The organism is Allobosea massiliensis (genome assembly GCF_042655245.1).
GTDB lineage: Bacteria > Pseudomonadota > Alphaproteobacteria > Rhizobiales > Beijerinckiaceae > Allobosea > Allobosea massiliensis.
On record NZ_JBHSLU010000010.1, the window covers coordinates 38,266 to 52,410 of the forward strand.

The window sequence follows — 14,145 nt, forward strand, 5'->3', positions numbered from 1 at the left end:
GGCAGGCCGCCTCGCCGCATCCCCAACACCGTCCTCTGACCAACGCCCGCCTCGCGCGGGCGTTTTGCTGCGTGCTGGCCCGCAGGCGCGCAGCAGCGTGCGGCGTTGCCCTTCCGTTAACCACGATCGCAGCCCGGCCCGGACGCGCTGCATTCGACCGCTGAAATTTACCTCCTGTTACGAGCTCGGGACCGATGGTCCACCCGTCGCGGCCAGAATGATCGCGACTGCCAGAAGGCACCAAACCAGAAGGGTTTAAGACAATGGCCACTGCCATCTCGAACGGCGTCCGTTCCTCGCTCGCCTCGCTTCAGACCATCACCGCCCAGGCCGCCGCCGTTCAGAACCGTCTCGCCACCGGCAAGAAGGTGAACACGGCTGTCGACAATCCAGTCAACTTCTTCACCGCCCAGTCGCTGAACAACCGTTCGGACCAGCTCAAGGGGCTGCTCGACGGCATCTCCAACGGCATCCAGACGGTGCAGGCCGCCTCCAAGGGCATCGACGGCATCACCAAGCTGGTCGGTTCGCTCCAGTCCACCGTCAAGCAGGCGCAGGCCGACGCGGCTCAGAACCGCCCGACCGTCGTCGGCACGGGCACGACCCTGGCCACCGCGAGCGAAGCCGCGCTGACCAGCAAGAGCCTGAAGGACATCGCCCTCGACAAGCGCGTCGGCAGCGCCGGCGACACGACCGTCGCCACCGCCACGGCGTCCTCCGCCGGTGACCTGGGCATCGACACCACCGCCACCCCCGCGCTGAACATCCAGATCGTCACCAACCCGGCCGCGGCGACCTCCACGACCAACATCTCGGTCGCGCTGACCGCCAACACGACCGTCCGCGACGTCGTGAACGCGATCAACACCTCGGGCGTCGCCACTGCCTTCGTCGACGAGAAGGGCCTGCTCAACGTCAAGGGCACCGGCTCGGAGACGCTCGGCGTCGGTATCGGTGTCGGCGCGGACGCCGCTGCCGCCACCACGGCGTCGGCGACGGGCACGTCGAACACGGCCTTCGGCCTCGCCGCCACGGACCGCACGACGGGTATCGCCTCCTCCGGCGTGACCTCGGCGACGCGTTCGAACCTGATCGAGCAGTTCAACACGCTGCGCACGCAGATCGACTCGCTGGCCAAGGATGCGGGCTTCAACGGCGTCAACCTGCTGCAGGGTGACAAGGTGACGATCGCCTTCAACGAGAAGGGCGGCAAGAACCAGACGAAGCTCGACATCCAGGGCACCAACCTGACGTCGGACAACATCGGCATCCAGCAGGCCGGCAACGCCCAGGTGGCGGGGACGATCAACTTCCAGAACGACTCGGATCTGGAAAAGGCCACCACGGCCCTGACGAACGCCCTCACCTCGCTGAAGTCGCTGTCGTCCACCTTCGGTGCCAACCTGTCGGTCGCCCAGACCCGCCAGGACTTCACCAAGGACCTGGCCGAAGTGCTCTCCACCGGCGCTTCGAACCTGGTCAACGCCGACGCCAACGAGGAAGCCGCGAACCTGCTCTCGCTGCAGACCCGCCAGCAGCTGTCGCAGACGGCTCTGTCGCTCTCCTCGCAGTCGGACCAGGCTGTCCTGCGTCTGTTCTGATCCTTCGTCCGCAGAATGCGGGCAGCCCACAGGATGTGGGCCGAAGACAAGAAGGCGGCGGAGCCCCGGCTCCGCCGCCTTTCTGCATTCATGAACGCATCAGGCGCCGCATTAACGGTTTGTTATCCTTAACGAGGAATTATCGGCCATCACCGCACGAGCGCAGAATCGCGCTTCAGGGGACCGAAGATGGCGAACACGATTCTTTCCAGTGGCGTGCGCAATAACCTGCTCACGCTCCAGAAGACGACGAGCGAGCAGGCCGTCCTGCAGAACCGCCTGGCGACCGGCCGCAAGGTGAACTCGGCCATCGACAACCCGGTGAACTACTTCACCGCCCAGTCGCTCAACGACCGCGGCAGCCAGCTGACCGGCCTGCTCGACGGCATCTCGAACGGGATCCAGACGATCCAGGCCGCCTCCAAGGGCATCGACGGCATCACCAAGCTGGTGCAGTCGCTGCAGTCGACCGTGAAGCAGGCTCAGGCCGACGCGGCCCAGAACCGCCCGACCGTCGTCGGCACCGGCACCGCCCTGTCGAGCACCGCCGAAACCCAGGCGACCAACAAGAGCCTGAAGGACATCGCCCTCGACAAGCGCGTCGGCAGCGCAGGCGACACGACGGTGACCACGGCAACGGCGGGCTCCGCCGGCGACCTCGGCATCGACGTCACCGCGACCCCGGCTCTGAACATCCAGATCACCACCGGCCCGGTCGGCGCGCCGACCTCGACGACCAATATCGGCGTGACGCTGACCGCCAACACCACGGTCCGCGACGTCGTCAACGCGATCAACGCCTCCGGCGTCGCCACCGCCTTCGTCGACGAGAAGGGCCTGCTGAACGTCAAGGGCATGGGCTCGGAGACGCTCGGCGTCGGTATCGGCGCTGGCGCGACCCCGGCCGCGGCCGTCACGGCCTCCTCGACCGGTGCGCAGAGCGCCGCCTTCGGCCTGAACGCGACCGACCGCACCACCGGTATCGCCTCCTCCGGCGTCACCTCGGCCGTCCGCTCGAACCTGATCCAGCAGTTCAACGACCTGCGCACGCAGATCGACCAGCTCGCCAAGGATTCGAGCTATAACGGCATCAACCTCCTCGCCGGCGACCGTCTCTCGATCGCCTTCAACGAGAAGGGCGGCACCAACCAGACCAAGCTCGACATCCAGGGCACCAATCTGACCTCCGACAATCTCGGCATCCCGCAGGCGGTCAACACGCAGCTCGCCGGCTTCTTCAACTTCCAGAACGACCTCGACCTCGAAAAGGCGACCGGCTCGCTCTCGACGGCGCTGACCTCGCTGCGCTCGCTCGCCTCGACCTTCGGCTCGAACCTCTCGGTCGCGCAGACCCGGCAGGACTTCACCAAGGAGATGGTCAACACCCTGACCACCGGCGCCGACAACCTCGTCCTGGCCGACTCCAACGAGGAAGGCGCCAAGCTGCTCGCGCTCAACACCCGCCAGCAGCTCTCGCAGACCGCGCTCTCGCTCGCCTCGCAGGCCGACCAGAGCGTGCTGCGGCTGTTCAGCTAACACTCGTCCGGGGGCAAAGGCCCCCTTCTCTCCAGCCAGAAGGCAGGCGCGTCATGGCTCTCAAGGTCGAACTCAAGCCCCGCGAGCGCATCATCATCGGCCAGGTGGTGATCCGCAACGACGAGCAGCGCACGCGCTTCTTCATCGAGGGCGATGCGCCGATCCTGCGCGAGAAGGACATTTTCACGCCCGCGACCGCCGACAGCCCGGCCAAGAAGATCTATCTGGCGATCCAGCTCATGTATCTCGCCCAGGACCCGATGTACCAGCATCAGGTCTATTTCGAGCTGGTGCGCGACTTCGTCCAGGCCGCGCCGAGCTCTCTGCCGCATATTCACGAGATCAATAACCGCATCTTAAGCAGCGACCTCTACAAAGCTCTCAAGGCAGCCAAGAAGCTGATCGCTTACGAAGCGGAACTCATCGAGAATGCAACACGGGTTTAACGCTTACGCCTCCGCCTCCCGCGCCACGCAGGCGGTCGTTTCCCCCCGCGAACTCGAAGCCTCCCTGCTGATCAAGGCCGCCTCCCGGCTTCAGGCGATCGCCGACGACTGGTCGCTGGCCGAGCGCGACCTCGACGAGGCCCTCGCCTACAACCGCAAGCTCTGGACGCTGCTGGTCTCGGCCGTGATCGCCGAGGACAACCCGCTGCCGGTCGGCATCAAGACCAATATCCTCAGCCTGGCGAACTTCATCTTCAACCAGACTTTCAAGGTCGCGGCGAACCCGACGCGCGAGGGCCTGCCGGTCCTCGTCAGCATCAACCGCGACATCGCCGCCGGCCTGCGCGGCCGCTGACCGGCCCAAGGCCGGGAGCCGGAACAGAAAAGGGCGTCACCGGAACCCGGTGGCGCCCTTCGTCATTCCCGCAGCGATGCGGCGATCAGAGATAGTTTGTCAGCGTCAGCTTGGAGAGGATTGAGGTCGTCTCGTAGCTCGCCTGCAGCTGCGTCTGCAGCGCCAGGATCTGCACCGCGACCTCCTCCTTTGACACCGTCTCGACATCCGCCAAAGCGCCGGTGAGGTAATTCTTGGTGCTCTCGTGCCGCTCCTTGGCGCGTGCCAGCGAGGTCTGCGCCGAGCCGAGCTCGGTGATGATCTCGGCCGGCTTCTGGGCGCCGTTGCCGAAAGCCAACCGATCGCTGACGCGCGCGATCATCGCCTCGTAGCGTGGCTGCGAATTGGCGTCGTTGGCCGGGAAGGTTTCGACCGCCATGACCGCGAACTGCGCCAGCCCGATGCGGAACGCCTCTTCATTGGCGCGCGCGCCCGTGCCGACGATCTGGCCCTTGTCGACCTGGATCGAGGATGTGCTGCGGGCCGGATCGCTGCCGTCGTCGCCCTTGTACCAGATCACCGTATTCGCGGCCGTGCCCGGCGCCGGCGCGGCGGTCGCCGTGTCGTAGGGCGGGCCAGGCACGCGCAGCGGCGGGCTATTGGTGCTGCCGGCGAAGAAATTGCGCGCCGCGACCTGGGAGGATGCGGCCGAGAGCGTCGTCGCCGCCTCCTTGCCGATGGCGGCCGTGATCGAGGCGCGCAGATTGGCGGCGGTCGTGTTGACGTCCGTGCCGATCTCGAAGCTGTCGGCGGCATTGCCGGTGGTGCCCGGCGCCCGCGCGGTCAGCACGATCTCCTCCTCCGTGCCGTCCGGCAGGGCGAGCTTGACCCGCAGCGTGTCGCCGACGGCGGGCAGGCTCGCGACGGTGACGGTGAGATCCGCCGGCGGCCCCGCCGTATAGGCCGGCGTCAGCGCCGCGGAGGAGCTGGTCGCGCCGGCGAGCTTGAAACCATAGCTGTGAACCGGGTTGGCATCGGCGATGGTGGCGGTGGCGCCCGCCCCGCCGGTCGTCAGGCGGCCGAGGCCGCCGACGCCGAGATCCGCCTGGCGGCGCTCGTCGATCATCTGGCGCAGACCTGCCCTCCCGGCTCCATCGCCGTCGATCATCTCGGCATAGGTCGCGGTCGGCTGCACATCCGATGTCTTGCCCGAGAACAGGTAGCGGCCGTTCACCTGCGTGTTCAGCAGGTCGAGCGTCTGCTTGAACTTTTCCTCGGCCAGCACCTGCGGCGCCGAGCGGCCCGTTGAGCTGGGGATATAGGTGTTGGAGCGCGTGTCGTTGACGGTCTCGCTCGTCAGCTTCGCGTAGTTCTCCACCGCCTTGGAGGCGATGTTGAGGTTGACGTTGCCGCGCGTGATGCCCTCCAGCCAGGCGTCGAGCGTCGAAACCTTCTCGTTGAGATCGAGGCTGACGCGCCGGTCCATGCCGAGATCGCCATAGCTCTCCGCCCGCTGCTGCGTGGAGAGCTGGCGCTCGAGATCGGTGAGCTCGTTACGAGTTGAGACGAGGCGGTTCGGCGTCGCCGCGCGATAGGCCCCGGAGCCATAGGCGGAAATGGTCATGGCGCGCTCACACTCTCATCAGCACGTCCATCATCTCCTTGACCGTGGAGATGATGCGGGCGTTGGCGGCATAGGCGTTCTGGAGCTCGATCAGCGTCGACATCTCCTGGTCGATGCTGACCTGCGCGGTCTGCTGGAAGCGGCTCTGCACCGCAGCCAGCGCGACCTGCTGCCCCTCGTCGAGGCGCTTGGCGGCCTCGACCGCCTGCCCCTGGGTCGAGACGACCCGCTGCACGAGGCCGGAGACGGTGACGCTGGTGGTGGCCGTCGAGCCGTCGAGACCGAGGCGGTTGGTGACCGCGCGCTGGCTGTTGGTCAGCCGGTCGAGCAGGAGTTTCGGCCGGGTCGTATCGCCCTGCGCGGTCGTCGGCTCATAGGTGACGAGCTTGGAGCGGTCGGCCACCAGCGCCTGGTTGAGCTGGATGCGCCCGGCGAAGCCCAGCGTCTGCGAGCCGTTGTCATAGGAGCCGGTGAAGGCGGCGCCGTTGGCGCCCCCGTCGACGAAGAAGGGCAGCTCGGCGCTGCCGCCGACCGAGGAGAGCGTCGTCGCCGTCGGGCGGGCCGTGAGCGCCTTGACGTCGCGCGTGCCGGCCGCGCCGTCATCGACGATGCGCAGCACCGAGCCGGTGTTCGAAACCGTGAAACCGGCGCCGAGTGCCGTCTGCATCTGCGCGGCGACCGAGGCCGGACCGCCGGAGAAGTCGATGCCGATGACGCGGTTGTTGGCGTCGCCACCGGCCGAGGCCGGCAGCGGCAGGGAAGCGGCCGAATCGACACGCACGAAGGTGAAACGCTGGGTGGCGCCGCCCGGCGTCACCGCATAATCGAGCGTGACCTTGTTGCCGGCCTGAAGGCCCGTGAGGTCGACCTCGAAACCGGTGGCTGCACCGGCGGTGACGGCTGTGCCCGCGATCTCGCGATCCGACAGCGCGCTGGCGAGCTGCGCGGCGATCTCGTCGAGCTGGGCCTGCGCTTGGACCAGCGTGGTGTCGCGCATCTCGATGAGCGCGGCGATCTCGCCGGAGCGGAAGGTCCTGTTGGCGATCGCGTCCAGCGAACCGCCGGTGGGCGTCGACATGGTGATGGTGCCGACGCCGCGCTGCGCCGGGTTGCTGCTCCACTGGTCGTCGGGCGTCAGCCCGGAGCGCGCATCGAAGCTGAACACGACGGCCGGGCGGCCGTCGAAAAGCTGCGTCCCGCCGCCGGTGACGACGCTGACCGACCCGCGCGCATCCTCGCTCGTCTTGATGTCCATGTATTGGGACAGGTCGGACAGGATCAGGTCGCGCTGGTCCTTGAGATTGGCGAGCGCCGGATCGTTGGGCGAGCCGACGATCCGGGCGTTCACCGTCGTCAGCGCGTTGAGCAGATCATTGATCTTGGTGACGCCGGCCGAGATCCCCGCCTCGGCCTCGGAGCGCAGGCTCTGCACGCCGTTGGAGAGAGTGTTCAGGCGACTGGCGAGTTGGGTCGCGCTATCCAGGACCGAGGTGCGCAGGCTGTAGGACGAGGGGTCGTTCTGGAACGCCTGCAGCGCCGAGGTGAAGCCGTTATAGATCGTGTCGAGCGCCGTCGAGCTGCCGGGCGCGCCATAGAGCTTGTCGACGCTGGCGAGCATGTCGGCGCGGGTCGAGGTGTAGGCGGCGCCTGCCGATTCCTGCCAGAGCTGGTGCTGGACGATCTTGTCGAGCAGACGCTGGACCTGCGTGGTCTGCGTCGAGATCGTCAGACCGGCCAGGCTGTCCGAGGTCGAGACGACGCGGCGGACATAGCCGGCCGTGCCCGCATTGGCGACGTTCTGCGAGACGACGCCGATCCCGATCTGGGTGGCGTTCAGCCCCGAGACCGCGGTGTTGAGGGAGGTGCTCAGACCCATCGTCGGCTCCTGTCTTGCCGCGCGGCCCTTCTGGGCCGCGCCTCATCCGCCCCGAAAGCCGTCAGCGGATGATGCTGAAGACGTCGCGCAGCATCTCCTGCGCGGTGGTGATCACCTTGGTGTTGGCCGAATAGGCCTGCTGGGTGACGATCATCTTCGAGAACTCGTCGGCGATGTCGGTGTTCGACTGCTCGATATTGCCGCCGATGAGCTGCGACGTGCCAAGGCCGATGATCGGCGGGCCGGATTCGATCGTCTCCTCGAAGGCGCCGCCATCCAGCCTCTTGAGGGCGTTGTCGGCGTTGAACCGCGCGACCGAGAGCTGCGCCAGCGCGACGACCTGGCCGTTGCTGAAGGTGCCGATGACCTGGCCGTTCGCCGAGATCGAGGTGCGGTCGAGCGTGCCGGCGGTGTAGCCGTCCTGCCGGATCGAGCGCGCGTCGATCTGGCCGCTGACGTCGCCGTTCTGGGTCAGGCCGCTGCCGCCGGTGGTGACCTGGATGCCGGTGATGGTCGTCCCTGCGATCGTCATCGTCGGCAGGGTGATGTTGCCGGTCGCGGGCGCGGTCAGCTGGCCCGTCGAGCCGAAGGTGACGTCGACGTTGGCGTTGCGATAGGCCGTCGCACCGCCCGTCGCCGCCGTGTTCTCGGCGACGAACAGGTTCCAGGTGTCGACGGTCGCCGGCGGGCCGGCCGAGGCGTTGGTGGTCTTGGCCCAGCGCAGCTCGACGCTCGTCGCCTTGCCGAGCGAGTCGTAGACGGTGACAGAACCGCCGGGGATCGACTGGTTCAGGAAATTCGTGATTTCGCTGCCGATGACGATGCCGGTGCCGCCCTGGGTGGTCGAGAGCGGGTTGCTGGTGAAGCCGGCCGGGCTCAGCAGCTCCGAACCGGCGACGGTCGGGTTGGCGCTGGCGTTGTTGGTGCCGGGTTTGGCGGGGATGTTGGCGCGATACTCGATCGAGGTCGTGGCCTTGGCCGGGAACTGCTCCTTGGTGATGCGCAGCACATCGGGCTGGGTGCCGATGAGCTGGCCCGTGACCGTGTCGATCTTCAGGCCCTTGAGATAGTAGCCGGCCCCGTTGACGAGATAGCCGTTGGCGTCGAAGTCGAAATCGCCGCGGCGCGTATAGAGGTTGCTGTTGGCGAACTGGGTGTTGCTGCCCAGCCCGGTGAGGCGCTGGTCGACGACGAAGAAGCCGTCGCCGTTGATCGCGGCGTTGGTATCGATGCGAGTCGCGGCCAGGTCGCCCTGGATCGAGTTCGTCGCTTGGCTGAAGGCCGCGACCGAGCCCGAGAGCTGGCGGTTCAGCGCCGAGTCCGGAACCAGATCGGAGAAGGTCGTGTCGACCCGCTTGAAGCCGGCCGTCCGGGAATTGGCGATGTTGCCGGAGATGTTTTCCAGCGCATAGGACTGCGCCGTCATACCCGAAACCGCGGTGGTCAACGCACTGAAGACGCCCATGTAACCCTCACCTCGACCGGCGCCCTCACCGGGCGGCCCTCAACTGTCGGTGCGGTTACTGCACGCCATGTGCCACGAAACGGACCCTGATTTTTCAAGGACTTGGATGGTTTCGGGAGTGTTTCGGGACCGTTTCCGCCGGGTCAAATCCGCCCTGCCCCGGCAGATTTTGCCGGGAGCCCACCCATCCGGCGACCGGCTTCAGGCGCCGCTGTCCTTGCCGCCCCAGGAGCCGAGATCGCCGGCGACGTCGCCCAATGTCGGCGGGGCTGCTTCGACGAAGGGCAGCGGCCGGCACACCGCCAGCGCCGCGAGACCGATGCGCGCCGTCAGCAGCCCGTTGAGCACGCCCTCGCCGAGCTTGGCCGAGAGCCGCGCCGCCAGCCCCTGCCCCACCACCTGCTGGATCACGGCATCGCCCGCCGCGATGCCGCCGGTCACCACCAGATGCCCGAGCACCTGACGGGCGAGGCGCAGCAGACCCAGCGTGCCCGGCCGGCCGGCATAGATGCCGGCGATCGTCCGCAGCAGCCGCGCACAGGCGACAAGAACGAAGACGATGTCGATCAGCGCGCGCGGACTCACCGCCGTGACCAGAGACACCCGCCGCGCCGCCTGGGCGATCTGCGCCTGGGCCAGCGCGTCGAGCGGCGCCATCAGGCTGCGCTCCGCCACCGTCAGCACGTCGCGGGCGGCAAAGAGCTGCGGCAGGCTGTCGGCGATCTGCACCCGGCCCTTGGCGGTTTCGGCGCGCGCTCCGTAAAGCGCCGTCAGCTGGGTCGCCACTGCCTTCGCCGCGTCGACGCTGCCATCCGCCAGCGCTGCGGTCGCCCGCAGCCGCAGCGCCTCGACCTTGCGCTCGCGCAGGATGTCGCGGATCACGCGGCCGAGCATCACGGCGAGCGCCAGCGCCGCCACCGCGGCGCAGGCCAGCGCCGCATAGCCCAGCACCGAGCTCTGGCTCATCAGCCAAGCGATGGTCTGCTCGGCCCAGACGCCGAAGGCGAGCGCCAGGAAGCCCGACAGCCCGGCGACGAAGAGCCCGCCCCAGGACCAGCGCCGCTTCACGGGCGCGACGGCAGCGGGCTCGACGACATCGATCGGCTCGCTCTCGGGCAGGATCGCGACATCGCCCCGGCTCACGGACGGACCGAGGCCGCCCTCCGGGGCGGTCGGATCGAGACGGATCGCGCGTGGCGCCTTGCTCATGCCAGCCGGTCTCCGATCAGGAACTCGAGGGCGCGGTCGAGCCGGATCTGCGGCGGCGGCTTCACGCGCCCGCCCGCATCCGGCGCCACCAGCGGCGGCCGGAAGCGCGGCGCCCGGATCTGCCAGCTCGCGGCGGGATCGAACACAGCCTCGGGCCGCTCGGGCAATTCGCCCGGAAAGATCGCGGCCTCGCTGACGCCGTCGAAGACCTCGCCATCGACGCGCTCGCCCGCCTCGGGCACCCCGGCGATGGCGGGCAGCTCCTCGCGACCATGCTTGATGCGGACCTCGCGCGTCGCGCGCACGGCGGCGAGCGCCATCGCCTCGACCCGCGCGCCTGCGCCCTGGGCGCGCGAGGCCGCCCGCGCCACGAGATGCGACATCACCGCCGCCAGCCGGTCATGGCTGCCGTGATGGACATGATCCGCCTTGGTCGCGGCGAAGAGCACCCGCTCGATGCGCGGCGCGAACAGGCTCGACAGCCAGGAATTGCGCCCGACGTGGAAGGCGGCGAGCGCCTGGCCGAGCGCGGTTTCGAGATCGGCCAGCGCGGGCGCCCCGGCATCGAGCGCAGCGAGCACATCGACCAGCACGATCTGGCGGTCGAGCCTGGCAAAATGGTCGCGGAAGAACGGCGCCACCACGACGCGCTTATAGGCCTCGAAGCGCTCCGCCATCAGCCCCGCCAGCGTGCCGGGTTGAGGCTCCGTGTCGGCCCCGAGATCGAGCGGCGCGAAGGTCAGGGCCGGCGAGCCCTCGAGATCGCCCGGCATCAGGAAGCGCCCCGGCGGTGTCACCGCCACGGCCTCCGGATCGGCCCGCAGCCGCGCCAGATAGGCCTTGAACAGGTCGCTCGCGGCCTCGGCAGCCATCTCGTCGGGCGGCCCCGCCGGATCGCGCTGCGGCAGGTCCGCAAGCCAGGCCGCCGCCGCCTCGCGGCGATGCGCCTTGCGCGCGTCGCCCACCGCCTGACGCGACCAGCTCTTGTAGTCCTGACCGATCAAAGCGAGGTCGAGCAGCCATTCGCCGGGATAGTCGACGATGTCCAGCGTCAGCGTCGCCGGCCCCTTGAACCAGCCGGCGGCGCGCTCATAGTCGATCTCGACGCGCAGCTCCGAGATCCGCCGCGTCGACTCCGGCCAGCGCCGCTCCGGCCCCGTGAGCGCGGCGCGGTGGGCCTCATAGGGAAAGCGCGGAATGTCCGGGTCGGGCTGCGGCACGAGGCGAACGCGGGCGATCCGGCCCTCGCTCGCCGCCTTCAGCACCGGCAGCGCGGCGCCCTCGATCAGGTTCTGAATCAGCGCCGTGGTGAAGACGGTCTTGCCCGAGCGCGACAGGCCGGTGACGCCGAGCCGCAGCCGCGGCTTCGCCATGCCGAGAAGGGAATCGCCGAAGGCCAGCGCCGCGTTGCGCGCCTCGTCGAGATAGGAGCGCTCGCTCACGATGCGGCCGGGCTCACTCGTCCGGACCTTCGCCCAGCGAGGCCGGCGTCACGAAGCGGTCGAGCCGCCCGCCGCGCGCGGCGACGTCGCGCCAATCCTCCACGGCGAAGTCGAGCACGGCGAGCCCGCAGGTCGGGTATTTCTGGCTCATGCGCGAAGCCGCATAGCGGTCGCCATGGCCGGTCAGCAGCGCCGCCAGCTCCTCGAAACCGGGGTTGTGGCCGATCATCAGCAGGGTGCGCACCACGGGCTCGGTTTCCTGCACCACCTCGAGCAGGCGCTGCGTCTTGGCCTCGTAGATGCGCGGCTCGTGCTGCACCGCCGGCTTCTCCGGTAGCATCGGCGCCACGAGCTGCCAGGTCTCCTGCGTCCGGCGCGCCGGCGAGACCAGCACGAGATCCGGCAAGAGCAGCTCCTCGGCGAGATAGCGCCCCATCACGGGCGCGGCCTCACGGCCCCGTGTGGCGAGCGGCCGCTCGCGATCGGCCACGCCTTCGGGCCAGTTCGACTTCGCATGGCGGAGGAGCATCAGGCGGCGCATAGCGGGCATCTAACCATCATATGGGCGTTTTGCGAGGGCCGGATCCGGCGCCACCGCCGCCACCAGCAACTGCATCAGGCGCCCCGAGAACAGGTCGAGCAGGGTCCCGGTTCCCTCCTGCCCGACGAGAAAGTCGAACTGGCCGTCGATCAGCAGCGTCGTGAAGCCGTGGGTGAGCGACCAGACCAGCAGGATCTCCGCGAAGTCCGGCGCCGCCGCCGTGCCCTCGGGCGGAGGACCAGGCGGTGGGGCGGCCGGCCCGGCGCGATGGGCGCGCGTCTCGGCCACGAGGATGCCGAAGGCCCGCGTTCCCGCACGCTGCATCTCGGGATCGGACGTGTCCAGCTCGCGGCGGCCGAAGACCACGCGGAACCGGCCTGGCCGTGCCAGCGCGGTCTCCAGATAGGCCCGGCAGATCGCCGCGAGCCGGCAGCCGCCGGTCGCGCTCGCCTGCGCCGCGGCGGCCTCCATCGCATCCGAGATGTCGTCGAAGCCGAGCGTCGCGACCGCTGTCAGGAGCCCGGCGAGATTGCCGAAATGATGCGCCGGCGCCGCCGCCGACACCCCTGCCCGCCGCGCGCATTCGCGCAAGGTGAAGCCGCCGACGCCACGCTCGGCCAAGACCGCCTCGGCCGCGTCGAGCATCGCCTGGCGCAGATCGCCATGGTGATAGCCGCCCCGCCCCGCCCCGCGCTTCTCCGCCATGCCGCCGGCCTCCCTCGGCCGCAGCCGCTCATCTTGACAGCATCAAGATAGCGTCTTACGCCAGAGAGACAACTTAACACTGTACAGATCCGAGATCGCGATGGGCTCGCTCGACTTCGACGCCGCCTTCTCCGCCGCCGGCGCGCTGGCGATGGCAGGCTGGGCGAGCATGATCCTGCTGCCGCGCTGGCGCAGCCTCTCGCGGCGCCTCGCGGGCCTCGTCATCCCGACGATCCTCTCCCTCGGCTACGTCGTTCTCGTCGCGGTGCATTGGCACGGGGCGAGCGGCGGCTTCGGCTCGCTCGACCAGGTCGCCGCGCTCTTCGGCTCCCGCCCCCTGCTGCTGGCCGGCTGGGTCCACTACCTCGCCTTCGACCTCCTGGTCGGAAGCTGGATCCTGCGGCGCTCGCAGGCTGAAGCCGTGCCGCACGGCCTCGTCGTGCCGGTGCTGCTGCTGACCTTTCTCTTCGGCCCGCTCGGCTACCTCGCCTACGTCTGGCTGGAGGCGAGCATCCGCGCCGCGCGGGAGGACCGGATCGCGCGGTTGCAGGCGCGTTTGCCGGCCTGGCTGCGGGCGCTGGAGATCGAGCCGCGCCTGATGGCTGCGGCCTTGGCAATGCTGGCGCTCGCCATCCCCACGACGCTCGCCGCGCTGATCGACCCGCGCCTGTTTCAGGGCGTCGATCCCTGGATCAAGCCGCTCAAGTTCGAGATTTCGATCGCGCTCTATCTGGCGACGCTCGCCCTGCTCGTCCCGCTGACGAGCGAGCGCTTTCGCGCCGGGCTCGCCGGGCGCTACCTGATCTGGCCAGTGATCGTGCCGCTGTTTCTCGAGGTCTTCTATATCGGCTGGCGCGCCTCGCGCCTCGAAGCCTCGCACTACAATGCCGACGACGCCCTCGGCGCGGCGCTTTACACGGCGATGGGAATCGCGGCCGTGATCTTCACGCTGGCGCCGGCGGTGCTGGCCTGGGGGCTGGCGCGGCGCGACGCGGCCGCCCTGCCCGCGCCCTTGCGGCTCTCGCTGATCGGCGGCCTCGGCCTGACCACCCTGCTCGGGCTGGTCAGCGGCTTCGCGCTCGGCGGCAGCCCAACCGGCCATTATGTCGGGACCGTGCCGCCCGCCCATGCCACCCTGCCCCTGCTGGGCTGGTCGCTGGAGATCGGGGACCTGCGCGTGCCGCATTTCCTCGGCCTGCACGCGCTGCAGATCGTCCCGCTCTTCGGGCTCTTGGTCTGGACGGCGACGCGACACGCGACAAGGGGCATCGCCGCCGTCGCGCTCTTCGCGACGGCCTATGCGGGGATCACGCTGATGGCGCTGGCGGCGGCCCTGCGCGGTCGGCCGCTGCTGGGGTGGACCTGA

Annotated in this window: 12 protein-coding genes; 5 read left to right on the forward strand and 7 right to left on the reverse strand. The window is 69.0% G+C overall.

Annotated elements, in window-relative coordinates; genetic code table 11:
* The first annotated feature begins 263 nt into the window (after positions 1-263).
* The 4 genes from ACFPN9_RS06610 (at position 264) to flaF (ending at position 3,938) form a co-directional block, all read left to right on the forward strand.
* A complete protein-coding gene (locus ACFPN9_RS06610; protein ID WP_066718746.1) occupies positions 264-1,601 on the forward strand; it encodes a flagellin N-terminal helical domain-containing protein in 1,338 nt (445 codons plus the stop codon).
* A 189-nt stretch (positions 1,602-1,790) separates the two neighbouring features.
* Entirely contained in the window at positions 1,791-3,137 is a 1,347-nt protein-coding gene (locus tag ACFPN9_RS06615) for a flagellin N-terminal helical domain-containing protein (protein WP_066718745.1), read from the forward strand.
* 53 nt (positions 3,138-3,190) lie between these two features.
* Positions 3,191-3,583, forward strand: coding sequence for a flagellar biosynthesis repressor FlbT (flbT, locus tag ACFPN9_RS06620; RefSeq protein ID WP_377816010.1), 393 nt, complete (start codon positions 3,191-3,193; stop codon positions 3,581-3,583).
* Positions 3,567-3,938: a flagellar biosynthesis regulator FlaF gene (gene flaF, locus ACFPN9_RS06625; RefSeq protein ID WP_066718741.1), complete on the forward strand. Its 372-nt coding sequence runs from the start codon at positions 3,567-3,569 to the stop codon at positions 3,936-3,938. The genes flbT and flaF overlap by 17 nt, the downstream gene beginning before the upstream one ends.
* An 85-nt stretch (positions 3,939-4,023) precedes the next feature.
* Here flaF and ACFPN9_RS06630 read toward each other — a convergent pair whose 3' ends face one another.
* The 7 genes from ACFPN9_RS06630 to ACFPN9_RS06660 all read right to left on the reverse strand — a co-directional run bounded on the left by ACFPN9_RS06630 (position 4,024) and on the right by ACFPN9_RS06660 (position 12,779).
* On the reverse strand, positions 4,024-5,541 hold the full coding sequence (locus tag ACFPN9_RS06630; protein ID WP_066718739.1) for a flagellin N-terminal helical domain-containing protein: 1,518 nt from the start codon (positions 5,539-5,541) through the stop codon (positions 4,024-4,026).
* Between the two features lie 7 nt (positions 5,542-5,548).
* The gene (gene flgK, locus ACFPN9_RS06635) at positions 5,549-7,417 is read right to left on the reverse strand and encodes a flagellar hook-associated protein FlgK (protein WP_066718736.1); all 1,869 of its coding nucleotides are present in this window, start codon (positions 7,415-7,417) and stop codon (positions 5,549-5,551) included.
* A 61-nt stretch (positions 7,418-7,478) separates the two neighbouring features.
* On the reverse strand, positions 7,479-8,882 hold the full coding sequence (locus ACFPN9_RS06640) for a flagellar hook protein FlgE (RefSeq protein ID WP_066718733.1): 1,404 nt from the start codon (positions 8,880-8,882) through the stop codon (positions 7,479-7,481).
* Between the two features lie 201 nt (positions 8,883-9,083).
* The gene (locus ACFPN9_RS06645) at positions 9,084-10,091 is read right to left on the reverse strand and encodes a YcjF family protein (RefSeq protein WP_066718731.1); all 1,008 of its coding nucleotides are present in this window, start codon (positions 10,089-10,091) and stop codon (positions 9,084-9,086) included.
* On the reverse strand, positions 10,088-11,536 hold the full coding sequence (locus ACFPN9_RS06650) for a YcjX family GTP-binding protein (protein WP_377816061.1): 1,449 nt from the start codon (positions 11,534-11,536) through the stop codon (positions 10,088-10,090). Before ACFPN9_RS06650 ends, ACFPN9_RS06645 begins: the two co-directional genes overlap by 4 nt.
* 10 nt (positions 11,537-11,546) lie before the next feature.
* On the reverse strand, positions 11,547-12,062 hold the full coding sequence (locus ACFPN9_RS06655; RefSeq protein ID WP_245282504.1) for a SixA phosphatase family protein: 516 nt from the start codon (positions 12,060-12,062) through the stop codon (positions 11,547-11,549).
* A 21-nt stretch (positions 12,063-12,083) separates the two neighbouring features.
* Positions 12,084-12,779 (reverse strand): TetR/AcrR family transcriptional regulator, encoded by a 696-nt coding sequence (locus ACFPN9_RS06660; RefSeq protein WP_066718726.1) that lies wholly within the window; start codon positions 12,777-12,779, stop codon positions 12,084-12,086.
* 100 nt (positions 12,780-12,879) lie between these two features.
* Here ACFPN9_RS06660 and ACFPN9_RS06665 point away from each other — a divergent pair, with 100 nt between their 5' ends.
* Entirely contained in the window at positions 12,880-14,145 is a 1,266-nt protein-coding gene (locus tag ACFPN9_RS06665; RefSeq protein WP_066718724.1) for an ABA4-like family protein, read from the forward strand.